The 17,125-nt window shown below is 68.1% G+C and carries 13 protein-coding genes; 11 read left to right on the top strand and 2 right to left on the bottom strand.

Annotated features, from left to right (window positions below; translation table 11 throughout):
• Positions 1-5 precede the first annotated feature (5 nt).
• On the bottom strand, positions 6-1,439 hold the full coding sequence (locus AC1REM_RS05575) for a sulfatase family protein (protein ID WP_492513734.1): 1,434 nt from the start codon (positions 1,437-1,439) through the stop codon (positions 6-8).
• Between the two features lie 109 nt (positions 1,440-1,548).
• Here AC1REM_RS05575 and AC1REM_RS05580 point away from each other — a divergent pair, with 109 nt between their 5' ends.
• The 7 genes from AC1REM_RS05580 (at position 1,549) to AC1REM_RS05610 (ending at position 9,913) form a co-directional block, all read left to right on the top strand.
• On the top strand, positions 1,549-3,498 hold the full coding sequence (locus AC1REM_RS05580; protein ID WP_492513735.1) for a DUF2264 domain-containing protein: 1,950 nt from the start codon (positions 1,549-1,551) through the stop codon (positions 3,496-3,498).
• A gap of 175 nt (positions 3,499-3,673) precedes the next feature.
• On the top strand, positions 3,674-4,837 hold the full coding sequence (locus tag AC1REM_RS05585) for a Gfo/Idh/MocA family protein (protein WP_492513736.1): 1,164 nt from the start codon (positions 3,674-3,676) through the stop codon (positions 4,835-4,837).
• Positions 4,838-4,841: 4 nt separating this feature from the next.
• Positions 4,842-6,014: a dihydrodipicolinate synthase family protein gene (locus AC1REM_RS05590; RefSeq protein WP_492513737.1), complete on the top strand. Its 1,173-nt coding sequence runs from the start codon at positions 4,842-4,844 to the stop codon at positions 6,012-6,014.
• Complete coding sequence (locus AC1REM_RS05595) at positions 6,011-6,877, top strand: sugar phosphate isomerase/epimerase family protein (RefSeq protein WP_492513738.1); 867 nt, start codon at positions 6,011-6,013, stop codon at positions 6,875-6,877. The genes AC1REM_RS05590 and AC1REM_RS05595 overlap by 4 nt, the downstream gene beginning before the upstream one ends.
• Before the next feature lie 34 nt (positions 6,878-6,911).
• Positions 6,912-7,688 (top strand): sugar phosphate isomerase/epimerase family protein, encoded by a 777-nt coding sequence (locus AC1REM_RS05600; RefSeq protein WP_492513739.1) that lies wholly within the window; start codon positions 6,912-6,914, stop codon positions 7,686-7,688.
• Positions 7,689-7,730: 42 nt separating this feature from the next.
• Positions 7,731-8,810 carry a LacI family DNA-binding transcriptional regulator gene (locus AC1REM_RS05605; protein ID WP_492513740.1) on the top strand — a complete coding sequence of 360 codons (1,080 nt, stop codon included), beginning with the start codon at positions 7,731-7,733 and terminating at the stop codon, positions 8,808-8,810.
• Positions 8,807-9,913, top strand: a complete 1,107-nt coding sequence (locus AC1REM_RS05610) for a glycerate kinase (protein ID WP_492513741.1) — start codon at positions 8,807-8,809, stop codon at positions 9,911-9,913. Before AC1REM_RS05605 ends, AC1REM_RS05610 begins: the two co-directional genes overlap by 4 nt.
• Before the next feature lie 110 nt (positions 9,914-10,023).
• Here AC1REM_RS05610 and pgm read toward each other — a convergent pair whose 3' ends face one another.
• The gene (gene pgm, locus AC1REM_RS05615; protein ID WP_492513742.1) at positions 10,024-11,667 is read right to left on the bottom strand and encodes a phosphoglucomutase (alpha-D-glucose-1,6-bisphosphate-dependent); all 1,644 of its coding nucleotides are present in this window, start codon (positions 11,665-11,667) and stop codon (positions 10,024-10,026) included.
• Between the two features lie 38 nt (positions 11,668-11,705).
• On the opposite strand from pgm, the gene pheA reads away from it, so the two are divergent.
• The 4 genes from pheA (at position 11,706) to AC1REM_RS05635 (ending at position 17,079) form a co-directional block, all read left to right on the top strand.
• Positions 11,706-12,686, top strand: coding sequence for a prephenate dehydratase (gene pheA / locus AC1REM_RS05620; protein WP_492513743.1), 981 nt, complete (start codon positions 11,706-11,708; stop codon positions 12,684-12,686).
• A gap of 73 nt (positions 12,687-12,759) precedes the next feature.
• The gene (locus tag AC1REM_RS05625) at positions 12,760-13,767 is read left to right on the top strand and encodes a LacI family DNA-binding transcriptional regulator (protein ID WP_492513744.1); all 1,008 of its coding nucleotides are present in this window, start codon (positions 12,760-12,762) and stop codon (positions 13,765-13,767) included.
• A 208-nt stretch (positions 13,768-13,975) separates the two neighbouring features.
• The gene (locus AC1REM_RS05630; RefSeq protein WP_492513745.1) at positions 13,976-15,664 is read left to right on the top strand and encodes a glycoside hydrolase family 13 protein; all 1,689 of its coding nucleotides are present in this window, start codon (positions 13,976-13,978) and stop codon (positions 15,662-15,664) included.
• Positions 15,665-15,708: 44 nt separating this feature from the next.
• Positions 15,709-17,079 (top strand): ABC transporter substrate-binding protein, encoded by a 1,371-nt coding sequence (locus AC1REM_RS05635; RefSeq protein WP_492513746.1) that lies wholly within the window; start codon positions 15,709-15,711, stop codon positions 17,077-17,079.
• The last annotated feature ends 46 nt before the right edge of the window (positions 17,080-17,125 follow it).

Genomic DNA, 17,125 nt, shown 5'->3' on the forward strand with positions numbered 1-17,125 from the left:
TTCCGCTAGGAAGTGAGGGGGGAGAGGGCTCGAAGAGCGTCGGCCCCCTCGAAGTTATCCGCTGTCGCGTCGAGCGCGGCGATGAGCCGCTGCGCGAGCAGACCAGCCGCGGCCGAGTCCGCCTCATTGCGCACCTCGAACGGGTCGCGTGCGAGGTCGTAGTACTCCACGCGCAGCCCGGTGGTCGGCTCCCACGTCGTGATCAGCTTGTCGACGCGGGTGCGGATGCCGCGGGCGCTGCTGTGATCGCTGCGGGAGGGGTAGCGGTAGTAAAGAGCCGCGGGATCAGAGGATTCCGGGGCCTCACCGCGGAGGGTCGCAGAACTGTCCTGACCGACCATCTGTGCGGGGATCGCGTGTGCAAGGCCCGCGAGGCCGAGCAGGGTGGGCGCGAATCCCAGGGAGTCGATGAGTTCGCCGCTCTCCTGCGCCGGCAGCAGCCCGGGGGAGTGCACGATGAGCGGAATGCGCATCGACTCCTCGTAGCCCACGTTCTTGTAGAGCAGCCCGTGGCTGCCGAGCTGCATGCCGTGGTCCGAGGTGAACACCAGGATCGGTGCGGGAGAATCCGGATCGGATGCGTCGCGGAGTTCGTCGAGTGCCGCGACGAGCCGGCCGATCTCGGCGTCAACGCCCGAGACGGCAGCGAAGTAGTCTGCGGCGACGGAAGCGGCCTCGTCCACGGCGACCGCTTCGACGGAACCGGGCTCGGCGTCGCGCGGCACATTCGGACGCGTGAGGAGATCCGCGCCGTCGACATCGGCATAGATGGCACGGTACTTCTCGGGCACCTGATCGAACGGCTGATGCGGAGGGTTCAGAGAGACCATGAGGGCGAACGGCGGCGCATCCGCCCTGTGCCCGCGAATGAACTCGATCGCGACGTCGATCTCGTGCTGGGCCGACCACTGGTCGACATCGATGCGCTCGCCGCGTTCTGCATCCCCGTGCCAGTAGTGCGGTGCCAGATGGCGGTCGGCGGCGCCGTAGGAGTACCAGAAGTCGAACCCGAAACGACGTGCGGGCGGCGACCAGGCGTCCCACACCTTGCCGTCCGGGCGACGCCCTTCGCCGTGCGTCTCGTCATCGGGGGTGGGCGGTTCGAGATGCCACTTGCCGATGTAGCCCGTGCGGTATCCGTGCGCGTGCAGGATGCTCGCCCAGGTCGGAAGCCCGTCGCGCAGGCCGACGCCGTCGGCGCCCGTCTCGGAGTTGACGTTGAGCGTGACGCCGTTGTCGGCGGGGCGCAGTCCGGTGAGGAACATCGCCCGGTGCGGGCTGCACACCGGATAGCTGCTGACGGCATTCCGTACGAGACGTCCCTCGCGGGCGAGACGATCCAGATGGGGAGTGCGGACCGGATCCTCTCCGAGAAGTCCCAACGCCGAAGCGCGGAACTGGTCGGCCATGACGACCACGATGTGGGGGTGCGCGGACATGCGGGCTCCTCTGTACGGCGGGCTCCTTTCGATCAAAGCGGGTGGGTACCAGAGGATTCCACGACTTTTGGTCTGTAATCCTCTGCTCGTGTGCGCGGACGATGGGGGCATGCCCTCTCGTCTGCTCGCTCCTGCCCTCACGGCATCGCCGCCGTGGATGCCCGCTTTCGACCGTGACACCTCCCCGTTCACCGGGTACACGCGGGCGCACTGGGAATCTGCCGCCGACCGGCTGCTCGCCGGTGCGCGCACGCGCGCAATCGAGGGTGGTGCGCTGATCGACTTCTCTGCGGACGGGTCGTCGGCTGCGGTCGACCGGCTCGAAGGGTTCGCCCGGGTGTTCCTGCTCGCGGCATTGCGGATCGCAGGCGACCCGTCGGCAATGGCCGAGGAAGCGGAGTACTGGCGCGAGGCCCTGCGCCGCGGCATCGCGGGGCGGTTCTGGCTTCCGCTCACCGATCACAGCCAGCCCACAGTAGAGGCGTCCGTCATCGCGATCAGCCTGCATGTCGCGCGCGCCGAGCTCTGGGAGCCGCTGGAGGAGGCGACGAAACTCGGCATCTGCGAGTGGTTCGACGGTGCGGCCGGCACCTGGTGCGCCGACAACAACCACGTGCTGCTCGGAGCGACGCTCGCCGCGTTCACGACAAGCGTCGGCTTCGGTGATCGACGCGCTCTCATCGAGAATGCGCTCGACCGTATGGAGGACTGGTATCGCGGCGACGGCTGGTACACGGATGGCGACGGTCGGCGTTTCGATTACTACAACGCCTACGCGTTCCACTGGTATCCGTTCTTCATCGCCCGGATGCTGGGCGCGCGCCTCGACGACCGTCGTGCGGCCTACCGTCAGCGGCTTGCGGCGTTCCTCGATGGCTATCAGCACCTGTTCTCGCCGAGCGGTGCGCCCGTGCTGATGGGGCGCTCGCTCATCTACCGCTGGGGGATCACGGCCCCGTTCTGGATGGCTCGCTGGGAGGGCGTGGAGTCCCTGCCGCCGTCAAGGATGCGGCGGATCGCCAGCGGGACGTTGCGGTACTTCGCCGATCGGGGCGTGCTCGATGACGGGGCGCTCTCACTCGGCTGGCGTCGAGGGGCATCGCACGACATCGTGCAGTCGTACAGCGGATCCGGCTCTCCCTATTGGGCGAGCAAGGGGTTTCTCGGGCTGCTCCTCCCCGCCGATGACGCGGTCTGGGCCGATGTCGAGGCGCCGATGGTCTCGGAGGGGCGGGATGTGCGGGTGCCGTTGCGCGCCCCGCGCTGGTTGGTCGAGAGCCGGGACGGGCTCGTCACGCTGCACAACTTCGGCAGCGACGGTCACCCCACGCGAGACGACCACCTCTACCGGCGTCTGCTGTTCTCCTCGGCGACGGTCCCGGTGCGTGGCGACGGCCTGCGCGATGCCGATCTGACCGTCGAGGGGGCGGCGCACCGGGCTGCGGCCACTGCGACCGTCACGCCCCGGGGCGGAGCGGTGACGCGCGCGCTCGACGCCGCGGGGCGGCACGTCGACACGTCTGTTTGCGCCCACGTGACCGCGGATGCGACCGTCTACGTCGCGCGCGTTCGCGGCGCGGTTGGGCTGGCGGTGGCGGTGAGCGGCGCAGCGGTGTCGTGGGACGACGCAGATGCGCCCGATGTGCACGACCGTGTCTCATCGGTCGGCGAAGCCGCGGTCGCCACAGCAGGACTGCGATCGGCGATCCGCTGGCTCGGAGCCTGGCGTGCGGAGGCGGGATCCTGTCCTGCGGAGGCTGCGCTTCTCCCGGTGGAGGCACTGATCGAGCAGACCCCCGGGGGGACGGCGCTGGGCGACCATGCGGCATTTCCGCGTGTGCGCGCGTCGCCGCTCCGCGGTGACGTCGTGATCGCCTGGGCGGTCTCGCTCCGCGCAGGGGCGAGTGGGGGCGCGGAGATTCGCTCAGAGGTCTCCGACGTGCACGTCGCCGATGACCATGTGCGTCTGCGTCTCGACGGCGAAGAGCGTGTGTTCCGATGGGCGGCGTCTGAGCGATTCGACGGTGATGGTCGTGCACAGCAGGTCTTCCGTCCCTGAGTTCTTTTGGGCTGGTCGCAAGGCATTTTTCGACTGACTTCTTGAGTGTTCTGTTGCGGCCTCCCAGAATCTGTGACACCATCTCGGAAAGCGCTTACCCGAATCGACGCCGCGACGCGATCGATCCGACGAACTCCCTCCCGCGGCGCAGCCGCCCCACAGAACGGACCTCCTCATGTCTTCCACGCAGACCCGCGAGATCGGCATCATCATGAACGGCGTCTCCGGACGCATGGGCTACCGCCAGCACCTCGTGCGCTCGATCCTCGCGATCCGCGGTCAGGGCGGCATCGTGCTCTCCGACGGCAGCCGCGTCACCGTACGCCCGCTGCTCGTCGGCCGCAACGAGCAGAAGCTCGCAGAGATCGCCGCGGAGCACGGCATCGAGGACTACACGACCGATCTCGATGCGGCCCTCGCCGACCCGAAGTGGGAGATCTACGCCGACTTCCTCGTCACCAAGGCACGCGCCACGGCTATTCGCAAGGCGATCGCCGCAGGCAAGGCGATCTACACCGAGAAGCCCACGGCCGAGTCGCTCGAAGAGGCCCTTGAGCTTGCGAGCCTCGCGAAGGCGGCAGGGATCAAGACCGGTGTCGTGCACGACAAGCTCTACCTGCCGGGTCTGCAGAAGCTCAAGCGCCTCATCGACTCCGGCTTCTTCGGACGCATCCTCTCGGTGCGCGGCGAGTTCGGCTACTGGGTCTTCGAGGGGGACTGGCAGCCTGCACAGCGCCCCAGCTGGAACTACCGCACTGAAGACGGCGGCGGCATCATCTCGGACATGTTCCCGCACTGGAACTACGTGCTGGAGAACCTGTTCGGCGAGGTCAAGAGCGTCTACGCGCAGGCGGCCGTGCACATCGCCGACCGCTGGGACGAGAACGGCGAGCACTACAACGCCACGGCCGAAGACGCCGCGTACGGCATCTTCGAGATCGAGGGCGGCATCATCGCCGAGATCAACTCCAGCTGGACCGTCCGCGTGAACCGCGACGAGCTCGTCGAGTTCCAGGTCGACGGCACGCATGGCTCGGCCGTCGTCGGTCTCTTCGGCTGCAAGATCCAGCCGCGCAACGCAACCCCCAAGCCGGTGTGGAACCCCGACCTGGAAGACACCCGCGACTACGACGCCGACTGGCAGCAGGTGCCCACGAACGACGTCTTCCTCAACGGCTTCCGCCAGCAGTGGGAGGAGTACCTGGAGTCGTATGTGCTCGGCACCGACTATGCCTTCGACCTGCTGGCTGGCGCGCGCGGCGTGCAGTTCGCCGAGGCAGGACTCACCTCCAGCGCTGAGGGTCGCAAGATCGTCCTCGACGCGCTGAGCCTGGACTGATCCGATGAGCACCCTTCGCCTGCTCGCGGCATCCGGGGCCACCTCGGATGTGCCGCTCAACGACTCCGGCGTTTACACGCGCCCGACGTCGCCGCTGCTCAGCCGCGTTGCCTACGCGGCCGCGCACGTCGTGCCGAAGACGCACGCCGACAACACCCCCGGCCAGCCCGCCGACATCGACTGGGATGCGACGCTCGCGTTCCGCCGCAACGTGTATTCGTGGGGTCTCGGCGTCGCCGACGCCATGGACACCGCACAGCGGAACATGGGCCTGGATGCGGCGGCCACGCGCGAGCTGATCGCGCGCAGCGCCGAGGTCGCTCGTGAGGAGGGCGGATCCGTTGTGGTCGGCGTCAACACGGATCAGGTCGACGAGACGCACATCTCGCTCGACCAGGTCATCGACGCCTACAAGGAGCAGCTGCACTTCACCGAGGAGCAGGGTGCGGGGCCTGTGCTCATGGCTTCGCGCCACCTGGCACGGGTCGCGCAGAGCGCCGACGATTACCGCCGTGTGTACCGCGAGGTGCTGGCCAGTGCCACGACCCCGGTCGTGTTGCACTGGCTCGGCACTGCTTTCGACCCGGAGCTTGCAGGGTACTTCGGTGCGGACGACTGGCAGACGGCCTCGGCGGTGCTGCTCGACATCATCAACGAGAATCCCGCGAAGATCGCCGGCGTCAAGATGAGCCTGCTGAACGCCGAGAGCGAGATCTCGGTGCGTGAGCGCCTGCCGCAGGGCGTACGCATGTTCACCGGCGACGACTTCAACTACGTGGGACTCATCGGCGGCGACACCGTCGGTCAGGGCGACAGCCATTCGGATGCCCTGCTCGGGGCCTTCGCGGCGATCACCCCGGTCGCCTCCGCTGCGATCCAGGCTCTCGATGGCGGCGATCCGGCCCGGTACCTCGAGATCCTCGGCCCGACCGAAGAGCTCAGCCGCCAGGTTTTCGCAGCACCCACCTTCTACTACAAGACGGGTGTGGCCTTCCTCTCCTGGCTCAATGGGCATCAGCCCGCGTTCCAGATGGTGGGAGGTCTGCACTCCGCGCGCAGCCTGCCGCATCTGAGTCGCATCGTCGAATTGGCCAACGCCTCGCTCGCTCTCGAAGTTCCGGATCTTGCGCGTGAGCGCTGGCACGGGATGCTGCGCCTGAACGGGATCGACGCATGAGCGCCGTGGATCCGCGCCTGTCGATCAACCAGGCCACCATCAAGTACGCCGATCTCGCCACGGCGCTGCGGGTGACCGCAGACACCGGTGTCGAGGCCATCGGCCTGTGGCGCGAGCCCGTGAACGAGGTCGGACTCGACGTGGCGACGAAGATGCTCGCCGACTCCGGACTGCGCTTCACGACGCACTGCCGCGGGGGCTTCTTCACTCTCCCGGCGGGCGCGGAACGCGACGCCGCGCTCGATGACAACCGGCGTGCGATCGATGAGACTGCCGCACTCGCTGCTGCGGGCGCGGAAGGATCGACGGCGGTGCTCGTGCTCGTCGCAGGCGGCCTGCCCGAGGGCTCTCGCGACCTCGTCGGCGCACGGGAGCGCGTGCGTGACGCGATCGGTGAGATCGCGCCCTACGCGCAGAGCGCTGGGGTGACGCTGGCGATCGAGCCGCTGCATCCGATGTTCGCCTCTGACCGCTGCGTCGTCTCGACGCTCGGTCAGGCGCTCGACATCGCCGCGGACTTCGATGCTGCCGTCGTCGGAGCGGCCGTTGACACCTTCCACATCTGGTGGGATCCGCAGGTCGAGGAGCAGATCGCTCGCGCAGGGCGGGAGGGCCGCATCGCGACCTATCAGGTGTGCGACTGGGCGACTCCACTGCCAGCAGATGTCTTGTTGTCACGGCACTACATGGGTGACGGTGTGATCGACTTCACCGCTCTCACTCGTGCGGTCATCGCGACCGGATACGACCGAGACATCGAGGTCGAGATCTTCAACGCCGACATCTGGAGCCGCCCGGCAGACATCGTCGTGCGCGAGACGATCGAGTCCTTCGCGCGGACAGTGTCGCCGGTGCTGCGCTAGGGGCCGGCCACACACGACGTGAGAGAGTGACACGATGACCACGATCCGACCAGGCCTGTGCTCGGTGACCTTCCGCGCGCACACGCCCGAGCAGATCATCGAGGCTGCCGCCGCGGCGAAGCTCGAGGTCATCGAATGGGGCGGCGACGTGCACGTGCCGCCCGGAGACGTCCGCACGGCGGAGCGGGTTGCGACAGCGACCCGCTCCGCCGGGCTGCTCTCCTGCTCGTATGGTTCGTACTATCGGGCGACGCCGTCCGACGAAATCGCCCCCGTGCTCGACAGCGCGGAGGCGCTGGGCGTCGATCGCGTGCGGATCTGGGCGGGGCGCACCGCCTCGAAGGACCTGAGCGGCGCCGAGCGCGAGGCTCTCGTCGATCGGCTGCAGGACGCGGCGGACCTGGCCGCACAGCGCGGCATCCGCCTCGCTCTCGAGTACCACGCGCGCACGTTGACCGACACGGTCGAGACGACCGAGTGGCTGCTGCAGCGCGTGCCTGCGCTGAGCACGTACTGGCAGCCCGACGTCGGGGCTCCGGACGATGTTGCTCTCGCGGGCTATCGCGCACTTGCATCGAAGGTCAGTGCTGTGCACGTCTTCTCCTGGTGGCCGACGATCGAGCGGCTTCCCCTCTCGGCGCGCGAGAGTCTGTGGCGCGCGTTCGTGTATGAGGCATCTCTCGCCGATCGGGCGCCCCGCGACGCCCTGCTCGAGTTCGTTCCCGACGACGACATCGACGTGCTCGCACGCGAAGCCCAGACGCTCCGCGACTATCTCGATTGCGGTCTGAACGCGGGCGCGGCCGGGTGACGCGACCGAAGCTCCGGGGATGGCGCCGGATAGGGTCGGAACATGACCCGGCCTGACCCCTCCGCACCACCGGCACCAACGCGACGGGCGCCGGAGACGACCGGACTCCCGACACTCGAGGACGTCGCTCGAGTGGCGGGCGTCTCGCTCGCGACAGCCTCCCGGGTGCTCAACGGATCGACCCGCAAGGTCGCGGATTCCTACCGCGAGCGCGTCGAGCGGGCTGCTGCAGAACTCGGCTACTCGACGAACGTCTCCGCGCAGGCCATCGCCCGCGGCACCTCGCCCGTCATCGCGCTCCTCGTCGCGGACATCGCCGACCCCTACTTCGGTCTCATCGCGAGCGGGGTGGCACGGGGTGCAGACGAGCACGGACTCATCGTCACCATCTCCGTCACCGAGCGCGACCCTGCCCGGGAGGCGCGCACTCTGCGTGCCCTGCGCGGCCAGCGTCCCAAGGGGCTCATTCTCGCGGCGTCCCGCGCCGCTGACGCATCCGAAAGCGACACCCGGCACGAGATCGCCGAGTTCGCGCGCACCGGCGGACGCGTCGTCGTCCTCGGTGCCGCGGGGCCGGACACGCGCGGTATCGAGATCGACAACCGGGGCGGAGCCGAGATGCTCGGACGCCAGATGGCCGAGCTCGGCTATCGTCGCGCGATCGCTCTCGCGGCCGACGACGGCGTGCACACCTCCGATGAGCGTCTCGCGGGCTTCCGGCGCGGCTTCGCAGACCGCGACGGCGTCGTCGACCGGGTGTACCGGGGCGACTTCCGGCAGGAGTCCGGAGCCGAGATGATGTCCTCCGCCCTGCAGGACGGCGTCGAGGCAGGCACCCTCGTGTTCGCGCTGAGTGACGTGGTGGCGATCGGTGCGATGTCGGCCATCCGCGCCGCCGGACGCGAGATCGGCCACGACATCGCGGTCTGCGGCTTCGATGATGTCCCGTCGAGCAGCGACGTCACACCGCCGCTCACCACTGTCCACGTGCCTCTGAGTGATGTCGGGCACGAAGCGTTCCGTGCGGTCGTGGACGAGGACTGGACGCCGGGCGACCTCGCGCTCGACGTGGTCGTGCGCGAGAGCACACCACCCCGACCCGCCACACGGGAGTCTGCATGACCCGCATCGTCCTCGCCCTCGACAGCTTCAAGGGCTCCATCACGGCAGCGGAAGCCTCAGTCGCGCTCGCGGCGGGCATCCACGATGTCGATCCGTCGATCGATGTGGTTCCGCGGCCGATGGCAGACGGGGGCGAAGGCACGGTGGCGGCGTTCGCGAGCGCGGTGCCGGATGCGCGGCTGATGCCGGTGACGGTCGACGGCCCGGCGGGTCGTCGCGTCGAGGCATCCTGGCTCCTGCTCCCTGCGACACCGGATGCGCCAGAGGGAACCGCTGTCATCGATCTTGCATCGACCTCGGGGATCGAGCTGCTCGACGAGTTGCGTCCGTGGGATGCCGACACGACGGGGTTCGGGCAGGCGATCGCCGCGGCGCTCGATCACGGGGTCTCTCGGCTCGTGCTCGGGATCGGCTCGAGCGCGTCAACGGACGGCGGCACCGGTCTGCTGACGGCACTCGGCGCGCAGTTCCTCGACGCCGCAGGCCAGCCGATCGCCCGCGGCGCCCGGGGTCTCGGCGAGCTGGCCCGCATCGATCTCTCCGGCCTCCGCTCACCGATCGAGGCGCTCGTGCTGACGGATGTGCTGAGTCCGCTCGTGGGGCCCGCCGGGGCCGCCGCGGTCTTCGGCCCGCAGAAGGGGCTCAGGGACGCCGCCGATATCGCCGCGGTCGATGCGGCGCTCGTGCGGTTGGCGAAGCTTCTGGGCGTTGACCCGGCCACGCCTCGCACCGGCGCTGCCGGCGGCGCCGGACTCGCGCTGCACGCCTGGGGGGCGAAGCTCGTGTCCGGAGCCCCCGAGGTCGCCGCACTCATCCGCCTCGACGAGGCGATCACCGATGCCGACCTCGTCGTCACGGGTGAGGGTTCCTTCGACGGACAGTCTGAGGAAGGCAAGGTGCCTTCGCTTGTCGCCGAACGGGCGCAGGCGCACGGCGTGCCGATCGCCCTTGTCGCGGGGCGTATCGCGGCGGATGCGGATGCCACGGCGTTCGCCTCCGCGATCTCGTTGACCGTGCTGGCCGGTAGCGCCGACGCGGCGATCGCCGACCCCGCGCGCCACCTGCACGAGGCGGGGGCGTCGCTCGCCTCATCCATGCGCTGAGTCCGCAGGACCACCTGCACGACGCTCCGGGCGCACCTGCACGACGCTCCGGGCGGATGCATCATCCGTATCCGCGTTGTGCATCCGTACCCGACGGACGGGCCTCGTGGTCAGCCCCCGAGGGCCGCGCTGACGACCGCCCGCGCCTCGTCCTGCACCTGCGCCAGGTGCTCCGGGCCGAGCAGGCTCTCGGCGTACAGCTTGTAGACGTCTTCCGTGCCCGAGGGGCGCGCGGCGAACCAGGCGTGCTCAGTCTGCACCTTCAGCCCCCCGATCGCCGCGCCGTTGCCGGGAGCGTGCGACAGCTTCGCGATGATCGGCTCACCGGCAAGCTCGGTCGCGCTGACCGCATCCGGAGCCAACTTGCCGAGCGTCGCCTTCTGCTCCGGCGTCGCCGGCGCGTCGATGCGCTGATAGACGGATGCCCCGAACGCCGCTTCCAGTTCGCGGTAGCGCTCGGACGGGCTCTTGCCGGTCACCGCGGTGATCTCGGCGGCGAGCAGACACAGCAGGATGCCGTCCTTGTCGGTCGACCATGACGTGCCGTCCATGCGCAGGAACGAGGCGCCCGCGGACTCCTCGCCGCCGAACGCGACCGTGCCGTCGAGCAGGCCGGGGACGAACCACTTGAAGCCCACGGGAACTTCCAGCAGACGTCGACCCAGCGACTCGGCGACGCGGTCGATGATCATCGATGAGACGAGCGTCTTGCCGATCGCGGCGTCCCGTGCCCAGTCCGGACGGTGCGAGAAGAGATAGTCGATCGCGACCGCGAGGTAGTGGTTCGGGTTCATGAGTCCGGCGTCCGGGGTGACGATGCCGTGGCGGTCGGCATCCGCATCGTTGCCGACGAGCACGTCGAACGAGCCCTTCTTCGCGACCAGCGACGCCATCGCGTGCACCGACGACGGATCCATGCGGATCTTCTCGTCCCAGTCCAGCGTCATGAACCGCCAGGTCGGGTCGACCTCCGGGTTCACGACCGTGAGCTCCAGGCCGAACAGCTCGCCGATACGCGCCCAGTAGTCCACCGCGGCGCCACCCATGGGGTCGGCGCCGATGCGGATCCCGGAACGCTTGATCGCATCGATGTCGATGATCGACGGCAGATCGCGCACATAGCTGTCGCGGAAGTCGTAGGCGCCGATGCGGTCACGGTCGATGTCGGCGAAGCGCACCCGCTGCACGCCGTCCAGGCCCGCCTCGATGAGCTCATTCGCGCGGGCCGCGATCCAGCCCGTGGCATCCGTGTCGGCAGGGCCGCCGTGCGGCGGGTTGTACTTGAATCCGCCATCACGGGGCGGGTTGTGCGAGGGCGTCACGACGATGCCGTCCGCGCGGCCCGCAGCATCCGGCGCGAGCGCGCGGTTGAACGTGAGGATCGCGTGGCTCAGCGCCGGCGTCGGCACCCACGCGTCGCGCGAGTCGACCAGCACCTCGACACCGTTCGCGACGAGCACCTCGATCGCGCTGCGCTCGGCAGGGCGCGAGAGCGCATGCGTGTCGCGGCCGAGGAAGACGGGGCCGGTGAGTCCCTGCGCGCGGCGGTAGTCGACGATCGCCTGCGTCGTCGCGAGGATGTGCTGCTCGTTGAAGCTGCCTGACAGCGAGGAGCCGCGGTGCCCGCTTGTGCCGAAGGCGACGCGCTCTGCGGTGACCTCGGGATTCGGCACGCGGTCGTAGTAGGCGGCGATCAGTTCGTCGACATCGATCAGATCAGACGCCTCAGCGGGGAGGCCAGCACGGCTCGTCATGGTTCTAGTGTGCCCCGCGCGTCTGCATGTCGCATCTCATGCGTCCTCACGTGGCATCCGCCGATAGGCTGAACGCCGTGACTGAACGCCGCACCTACAGCTACCTCGGCCCTGCGGGCACCTTCACGGAAGCGGCTCTGGCACAGGTGCCCGAAGCCCGCGGCCAGGTCTGGAACCCCGTGCACAACGTGGGCGAAGCGCTCGCCGACGTGCTCGAAGGTCGCAGTGACGCCGCGATGATCGCGATCGAGAACTCGATCGAGGGCGGAGTGTCCACCACGCTCGATGCACTTGCGACCCTTCCCGGTTTGCGCATCGCGGGGGAGTACCTCGTCGCGGTGAACTTCGTGCTCGTGGGGCGCCCCGGCATCCGGCTCGAAGACGTCCAGGTCGTTGCCGCGCATCCTGTCGCCTACGCGCAGTGCCACGGATGGCTCGGCGAGCACCTTCCGCGTCATGCGCATGTGCCCGCGGCGAGCAACGTCGCCTCAGCGCTCGGAGTGCTTGACGGATCGCTGCCCGCACAGGCCGCGATCGCGGCACCCGGTGTCGTGCAGCACCAGGACGTCGAGGTTCTCGCGGAGCAGATCGGCGACAACGACAACGCCGTGACCCGCTTCGTGCTCGTCACGCCGACGACGGTGCCGCCCGCGCCCACCGGCGCCGATAAGACCTCGCTCATCATCGAGCTGCCCGTCGACCAGCCCGGTGCGCTGCTTGAGATGCTGGAGCAGTTCTCCACCCGGGGCATCAACCTCTCGGCGATCCAATCGCGTCCCATCGGCGACGAGCTCGGACGCTACCGCTTCGTCATCGACGCCGACGGACACATCCACGACGAGCGCATGTACGACGCACTTCTCGGCATCCGCCGGTTCAGCCCGCGGGTGGTGTTCCTCGGCTCGTACCCGCGTGCCGACCGCCGCATCGTGCAGTACCCGGAACGCTACGCGGACGACATCTTCGTCGAGGCCCGCGACTGGATCCGCGGCCTGCTCAGCGGCGAGCCCGAGGCCTGAGAGTCGCCCGGAACAACGCGCCGCCTGTCATCTTCTTGCGCGATCACGCAAGTGGCTTGCGTATGATGGTCGGATGACGAAGCGTCTGGTCGAGGTCGCCCGCAAGGTGGGCGTGAGCGAAGCAACCGTCTCGCGGGTGCTCAACGAGAAACCCGGTGTTTCGGACGCGACGCGTCAGGCCGTGCTCACTGCTCTCGACGTTCTCGGCTATGAACGCCCCACGAAGCTGCGCGGCGAACGTGCCCGCCTCGTCGGTCTGGTCGCTCCCGAACTGACCAACCCCATCTTTCCGGCACTCGCCGAGATCGTCGGAGGCGGGCTCGCGCAGAACGGGTACACCCCGGTGCTCTGCACACAGAACGCGGGCGGGATCACCGAAGCCGACTATGTGGACCTGCTTCTCTCGCAGCATGTCTCGGGCGTCATCTTCCTCGGCGGTCTTTACACCCAGGAGGACGCCCCCCATGAGCACTACGAGCGACTGCGCCAGGTGAATCTGCCGACGGTCTTCGTCAATGCGCGAGTGGATTCGCTGCGCGTGCAGACGGTGGCCACCGACGACCTGGCTGCGGGAGAGCAAGCGGTCTCGCATCTGCGTCAGCTCGGTCATCGCAGGATCGGGATGCTCCTCGGGCCGACAGATCACATTCCGTCGCGACGGAAGCTGGAGTCCGCGCGCCGCCTGCTGGCGCGGCAGGGTGCGGACCTGGACGACGACCTCGTCGTCCATGCGCTGTACACGCTGGAGGCGGGGCAGGCGGGCGCGACGAAGCTCATCGATCGTGGGGCCACCGCGATCGTCTGCGCCAGCGACCCGCTCGCACTCGGCGCTATCCGGGCCGCACGCCGTCGCGGGCTCACCGTGCCGGAGGATCTCTCGGTTGTGGGTTTCGACGACTCGGCGCTGATGAGCTGCACGGAGCCGCCGCTGACGACGGTTCGCCAGCCGATCGAGGCGATGGGGCGCGCGGCGGTGGAGTTACTGATGGCTCAGATCGCCGGAACCTCTGATGCAGGGGACGAGTTGCTCTTCGAACCGGAGCTCGTGCTGCGCGGTTCCACGGCACCCCTGACCGCCTGATCGCAGGGGCGAGGCAGGCACTCGGAGCGCACCGCGCTTAGGTGGGCTGAGAACGCCCGTCCGGTATTGCGCGTTCCATCGCCGCGCCGCGTTCGTGGATCTTCATTTGTCAAGTTTTTGCAAAGTTCTATTGAGTTGTTGCTTAACAAGGTTCATAAAGCTACAGTCATCGCATCGGCGAGTCGCGCCGAGGGAATGACGGAGAACGATGGACATAGGCGTCCGCACGCAGGAGTCGACCGCGCAGGTCGCGCAGGATTCGACGTGGTGGCGGTCCGCGGCGATCTACCAGATCTACGTCCGCAGCTTCGCAGACGGGAACGCCGACGGAATCGGCGATCTGCGCGGGGTGCGTGAGCGCCTTCCGTACCTGGCTGAGCTCGGAGTCGACGCGCTCTGGTTCAACCCGTGGTACCCGTCGCCTTTCGCGGATGGCGGCTACGACATCTCGGACTATCGCGACATCCACCCGTGGTTCGGCACGCTGGCCGAGGCGGAGGAGCTGATCAATGAAGCCCGCGCCTACGGCATTCGCACGATCATCGACATCGTTCCCAATCACGTCAGCGATCAGCATCCGTGGTTCCGCGAGGCGATCGCCGCCGAGCCGGGCGACCCGGCCCGTGAGCGGTTCTGGTTTCATGCGGGCAAGGGCGGGGACGGCGCGACCATCCCGACGAACTGGGTGTCCAGCTTCCAGGGAACGACCTGGACCCGTACAACCCAGGATGACGGCCGTCCCGGGGAGTGGTATCTGCATCTCTTCACTCCCGAGCAGCCCGATCTCAACTGGAACCACGAAGATGTGCGCCGCGAGCACGAGGACATCCTGCGGTTCTGGTTCGATCGTGGTGTCGCCGGAGTGCGTATCGATTCCGCGGCATTGCTGGTGAAGGATCCGGCGCTGTCCGAAGTGGGTCAGAATCCGGACCGCACCCATCCCACCCAGGACCGTGACGAGCTGCACGAGATCTATCGCTCCTGGCGCGCGATCGCCGACGGCTATGTCGAGCCGCGCGTGCTCGTCGGAGAACTCTGGCTCGAAGATGCCGAGCGTTTCGCGGCGTACCTTCGCCCCGATGAGCTTCACACGGCCTTCAACTTCGATTTCATGACTCGCCCCTATGGTGCGGAGTCCTTTCGAGCCTCGATCGATCAGACACTGCGCGCGCACGCCTCGGTCGCGGCGCCCTGCACGTGGGTGCTTTCCAACCACGACGTCACACGACCGGTCACCCGCTACGGTCGCGAGAAGACCGGATTCGCCTTCCTGGACAAGCGGTTCGGCACGCCGACGGACCTTGTCCTGGGCACGCGCCGTGCGCGCGCGGTGAGTCTGGTGGTGGCCGCCCTTCCCGGGTGCCTCTACATCTACCAGGGCGACGAACTGGGCCTCCCCGAGGTCGAAGACCTTCCACGGGATCGGATCGAGGACCCGATGCACTTCCGGTCCGGTGGGGTCGACCCGGGGCGTGACGGATGCCGGGTGCCTCTGCCGTGGTCGGGGTGGGAGTCACCGTTCGGTTTCGGCGAGGGGGCCGAGCCCTGGCTGCCGCAGCCAGATGACTGGGCATCGCGCGCCGTCGCCGTGCAGAGCGAGGACCCGCGGTCGATGCTCGAGCTCTACCGGCGCACGCTGCAGGCGCGTCGACGGATCGAGGACCTGCGCACGGGTGACTTCGCATGGTCGGAGGACTTCAGCCCGGAAGTGCTCGCCTTCCGACGCGGCGACGACTTCCTCTGCCTGCTCAACACGGGGGCAGCCCCCGTTCTGCTCCCGCGAGACGCGACCGTGCTCGTCGCCAGCGAGGAGCTCTCCAGCCGTCTGCTGCCGCGCGACACAGCCGTGTGGTTGCAGCTGGCGTCCGCAGCCGCGGACGACAACCAACAGGGATGACCGGCGCGCGCTTCACGCGCCTCCCGCACACGAAAGGTATGACAATGAGGTCACCACGAAAGGTCCTGCTCTCCGGTGCCGTGACGATCGCCGTCGTCGGTCTTGTCGCAGGCTGTACCGGAACAGCAGAGGACTCCGAGGCGGGCGACAAGGTCCAACTGCGCGTCGCCACCTTCCCTCCTGGGGCGGATGCGGCCGCGTACGAGGCGTTCGCGGCGCAGGAGGAGCAGTTCGAGAAGCTCAACCCCGGAATCGACATCATCGGAGTCGAGTACGAGTGGAAAGGGCCGACGTTCGCGGTTCAGCTCGCCGGCGGCTCTCTTCCCGATGTGTTCACGGTGCCGTTCACCGACACGAAGACTCTGCTCGAGAACGGCCAGCTCATGGATGTCACCGCGGAGGTCAAGAGCCTCGGCTATGCAGATGCGTTCAACCCGATCATCCTCGACGGGGTCACGGGCGCGGACGGCAACTTCTACGGCTTCCCCCGCCAGGCGTACGCGATGGGTCTGCACTACAACCGCGACCTGTTCACACAGGCCGGCCTCGATCCGGACAAGCCGCCGACCACCTGGGATGAGGTGCGCGCGTATGCGAAGCAGATCGCCGAGAAGACCGGCAAGGCCGGGTACGTCCAGATGGCCACGAGCAACACCGGTGGCTGGCAGCTCACAGCGCAGACGATCGCTCGGGGCGGACGCACCCAGACGGACGCGCAGGACGGCAGCGCCACTTCGACGATCGACAATGAGGCGACGAAGGCCGCGCTCGAATTTCTGCACGATGTGCGTTGGGAGGACCAGTCCTTCGGCTCGAAGTTCGATCTCGACTGGGGGACGATCAACCAGGAGTTCGCGGCCGGCAACGTCGGCATGTACACGTCGGGCTCTGACGTCTACACAGCGCTGGTGCGGGACTTCGCCCTCGACCCGGATGTCTACGGCCTCGGCGTCGTGCCGATCGAGGGTGCTGCCCCGGGCACCCTCGGCGGTGGCGACGTCGCCGTGATCAGTCCCAAGATTGACGACCGCACGAAAGCGGCGGCAGTCACCTGGATCGACTGGTACTACATGCAGAAGCTGATGAATGAGGAAGCGGCGATCACCGACGCGAAGACGCTCGCAGATTCGGGTCAGGCGGTCGGTACCCCGGTGCTTCCGGTTCTGAGTCGCGAGCAGTACGAGCAGTCGCTGGAGTGGATCGCGCCGTTCATCAACGTGCCGCGCGAGCAGATGGCCCCCTTCACCGAGAGCATCTGGGAGCAGACGCCGGTCGGCGAAGCGAAGAAGAAGACTCAGGAGGTGTACGCGCTTCTCGACGTCGTCGTGCAGACCGTGCTGACGCAGCAGGACGCCGACATTCCGGCACTGCTGAAGAAGGCTCAGTCTGACGCTCAGGCGCTTCTGGACCAGTGAAACCGTGGGGCCGCCCATCCTGTGGGCGGCCCCACCCCATCTGTGG

It is taken from the genome of Microbacterium sp. GW823-FHT02G05 (genome assembly GCF_058797175.1).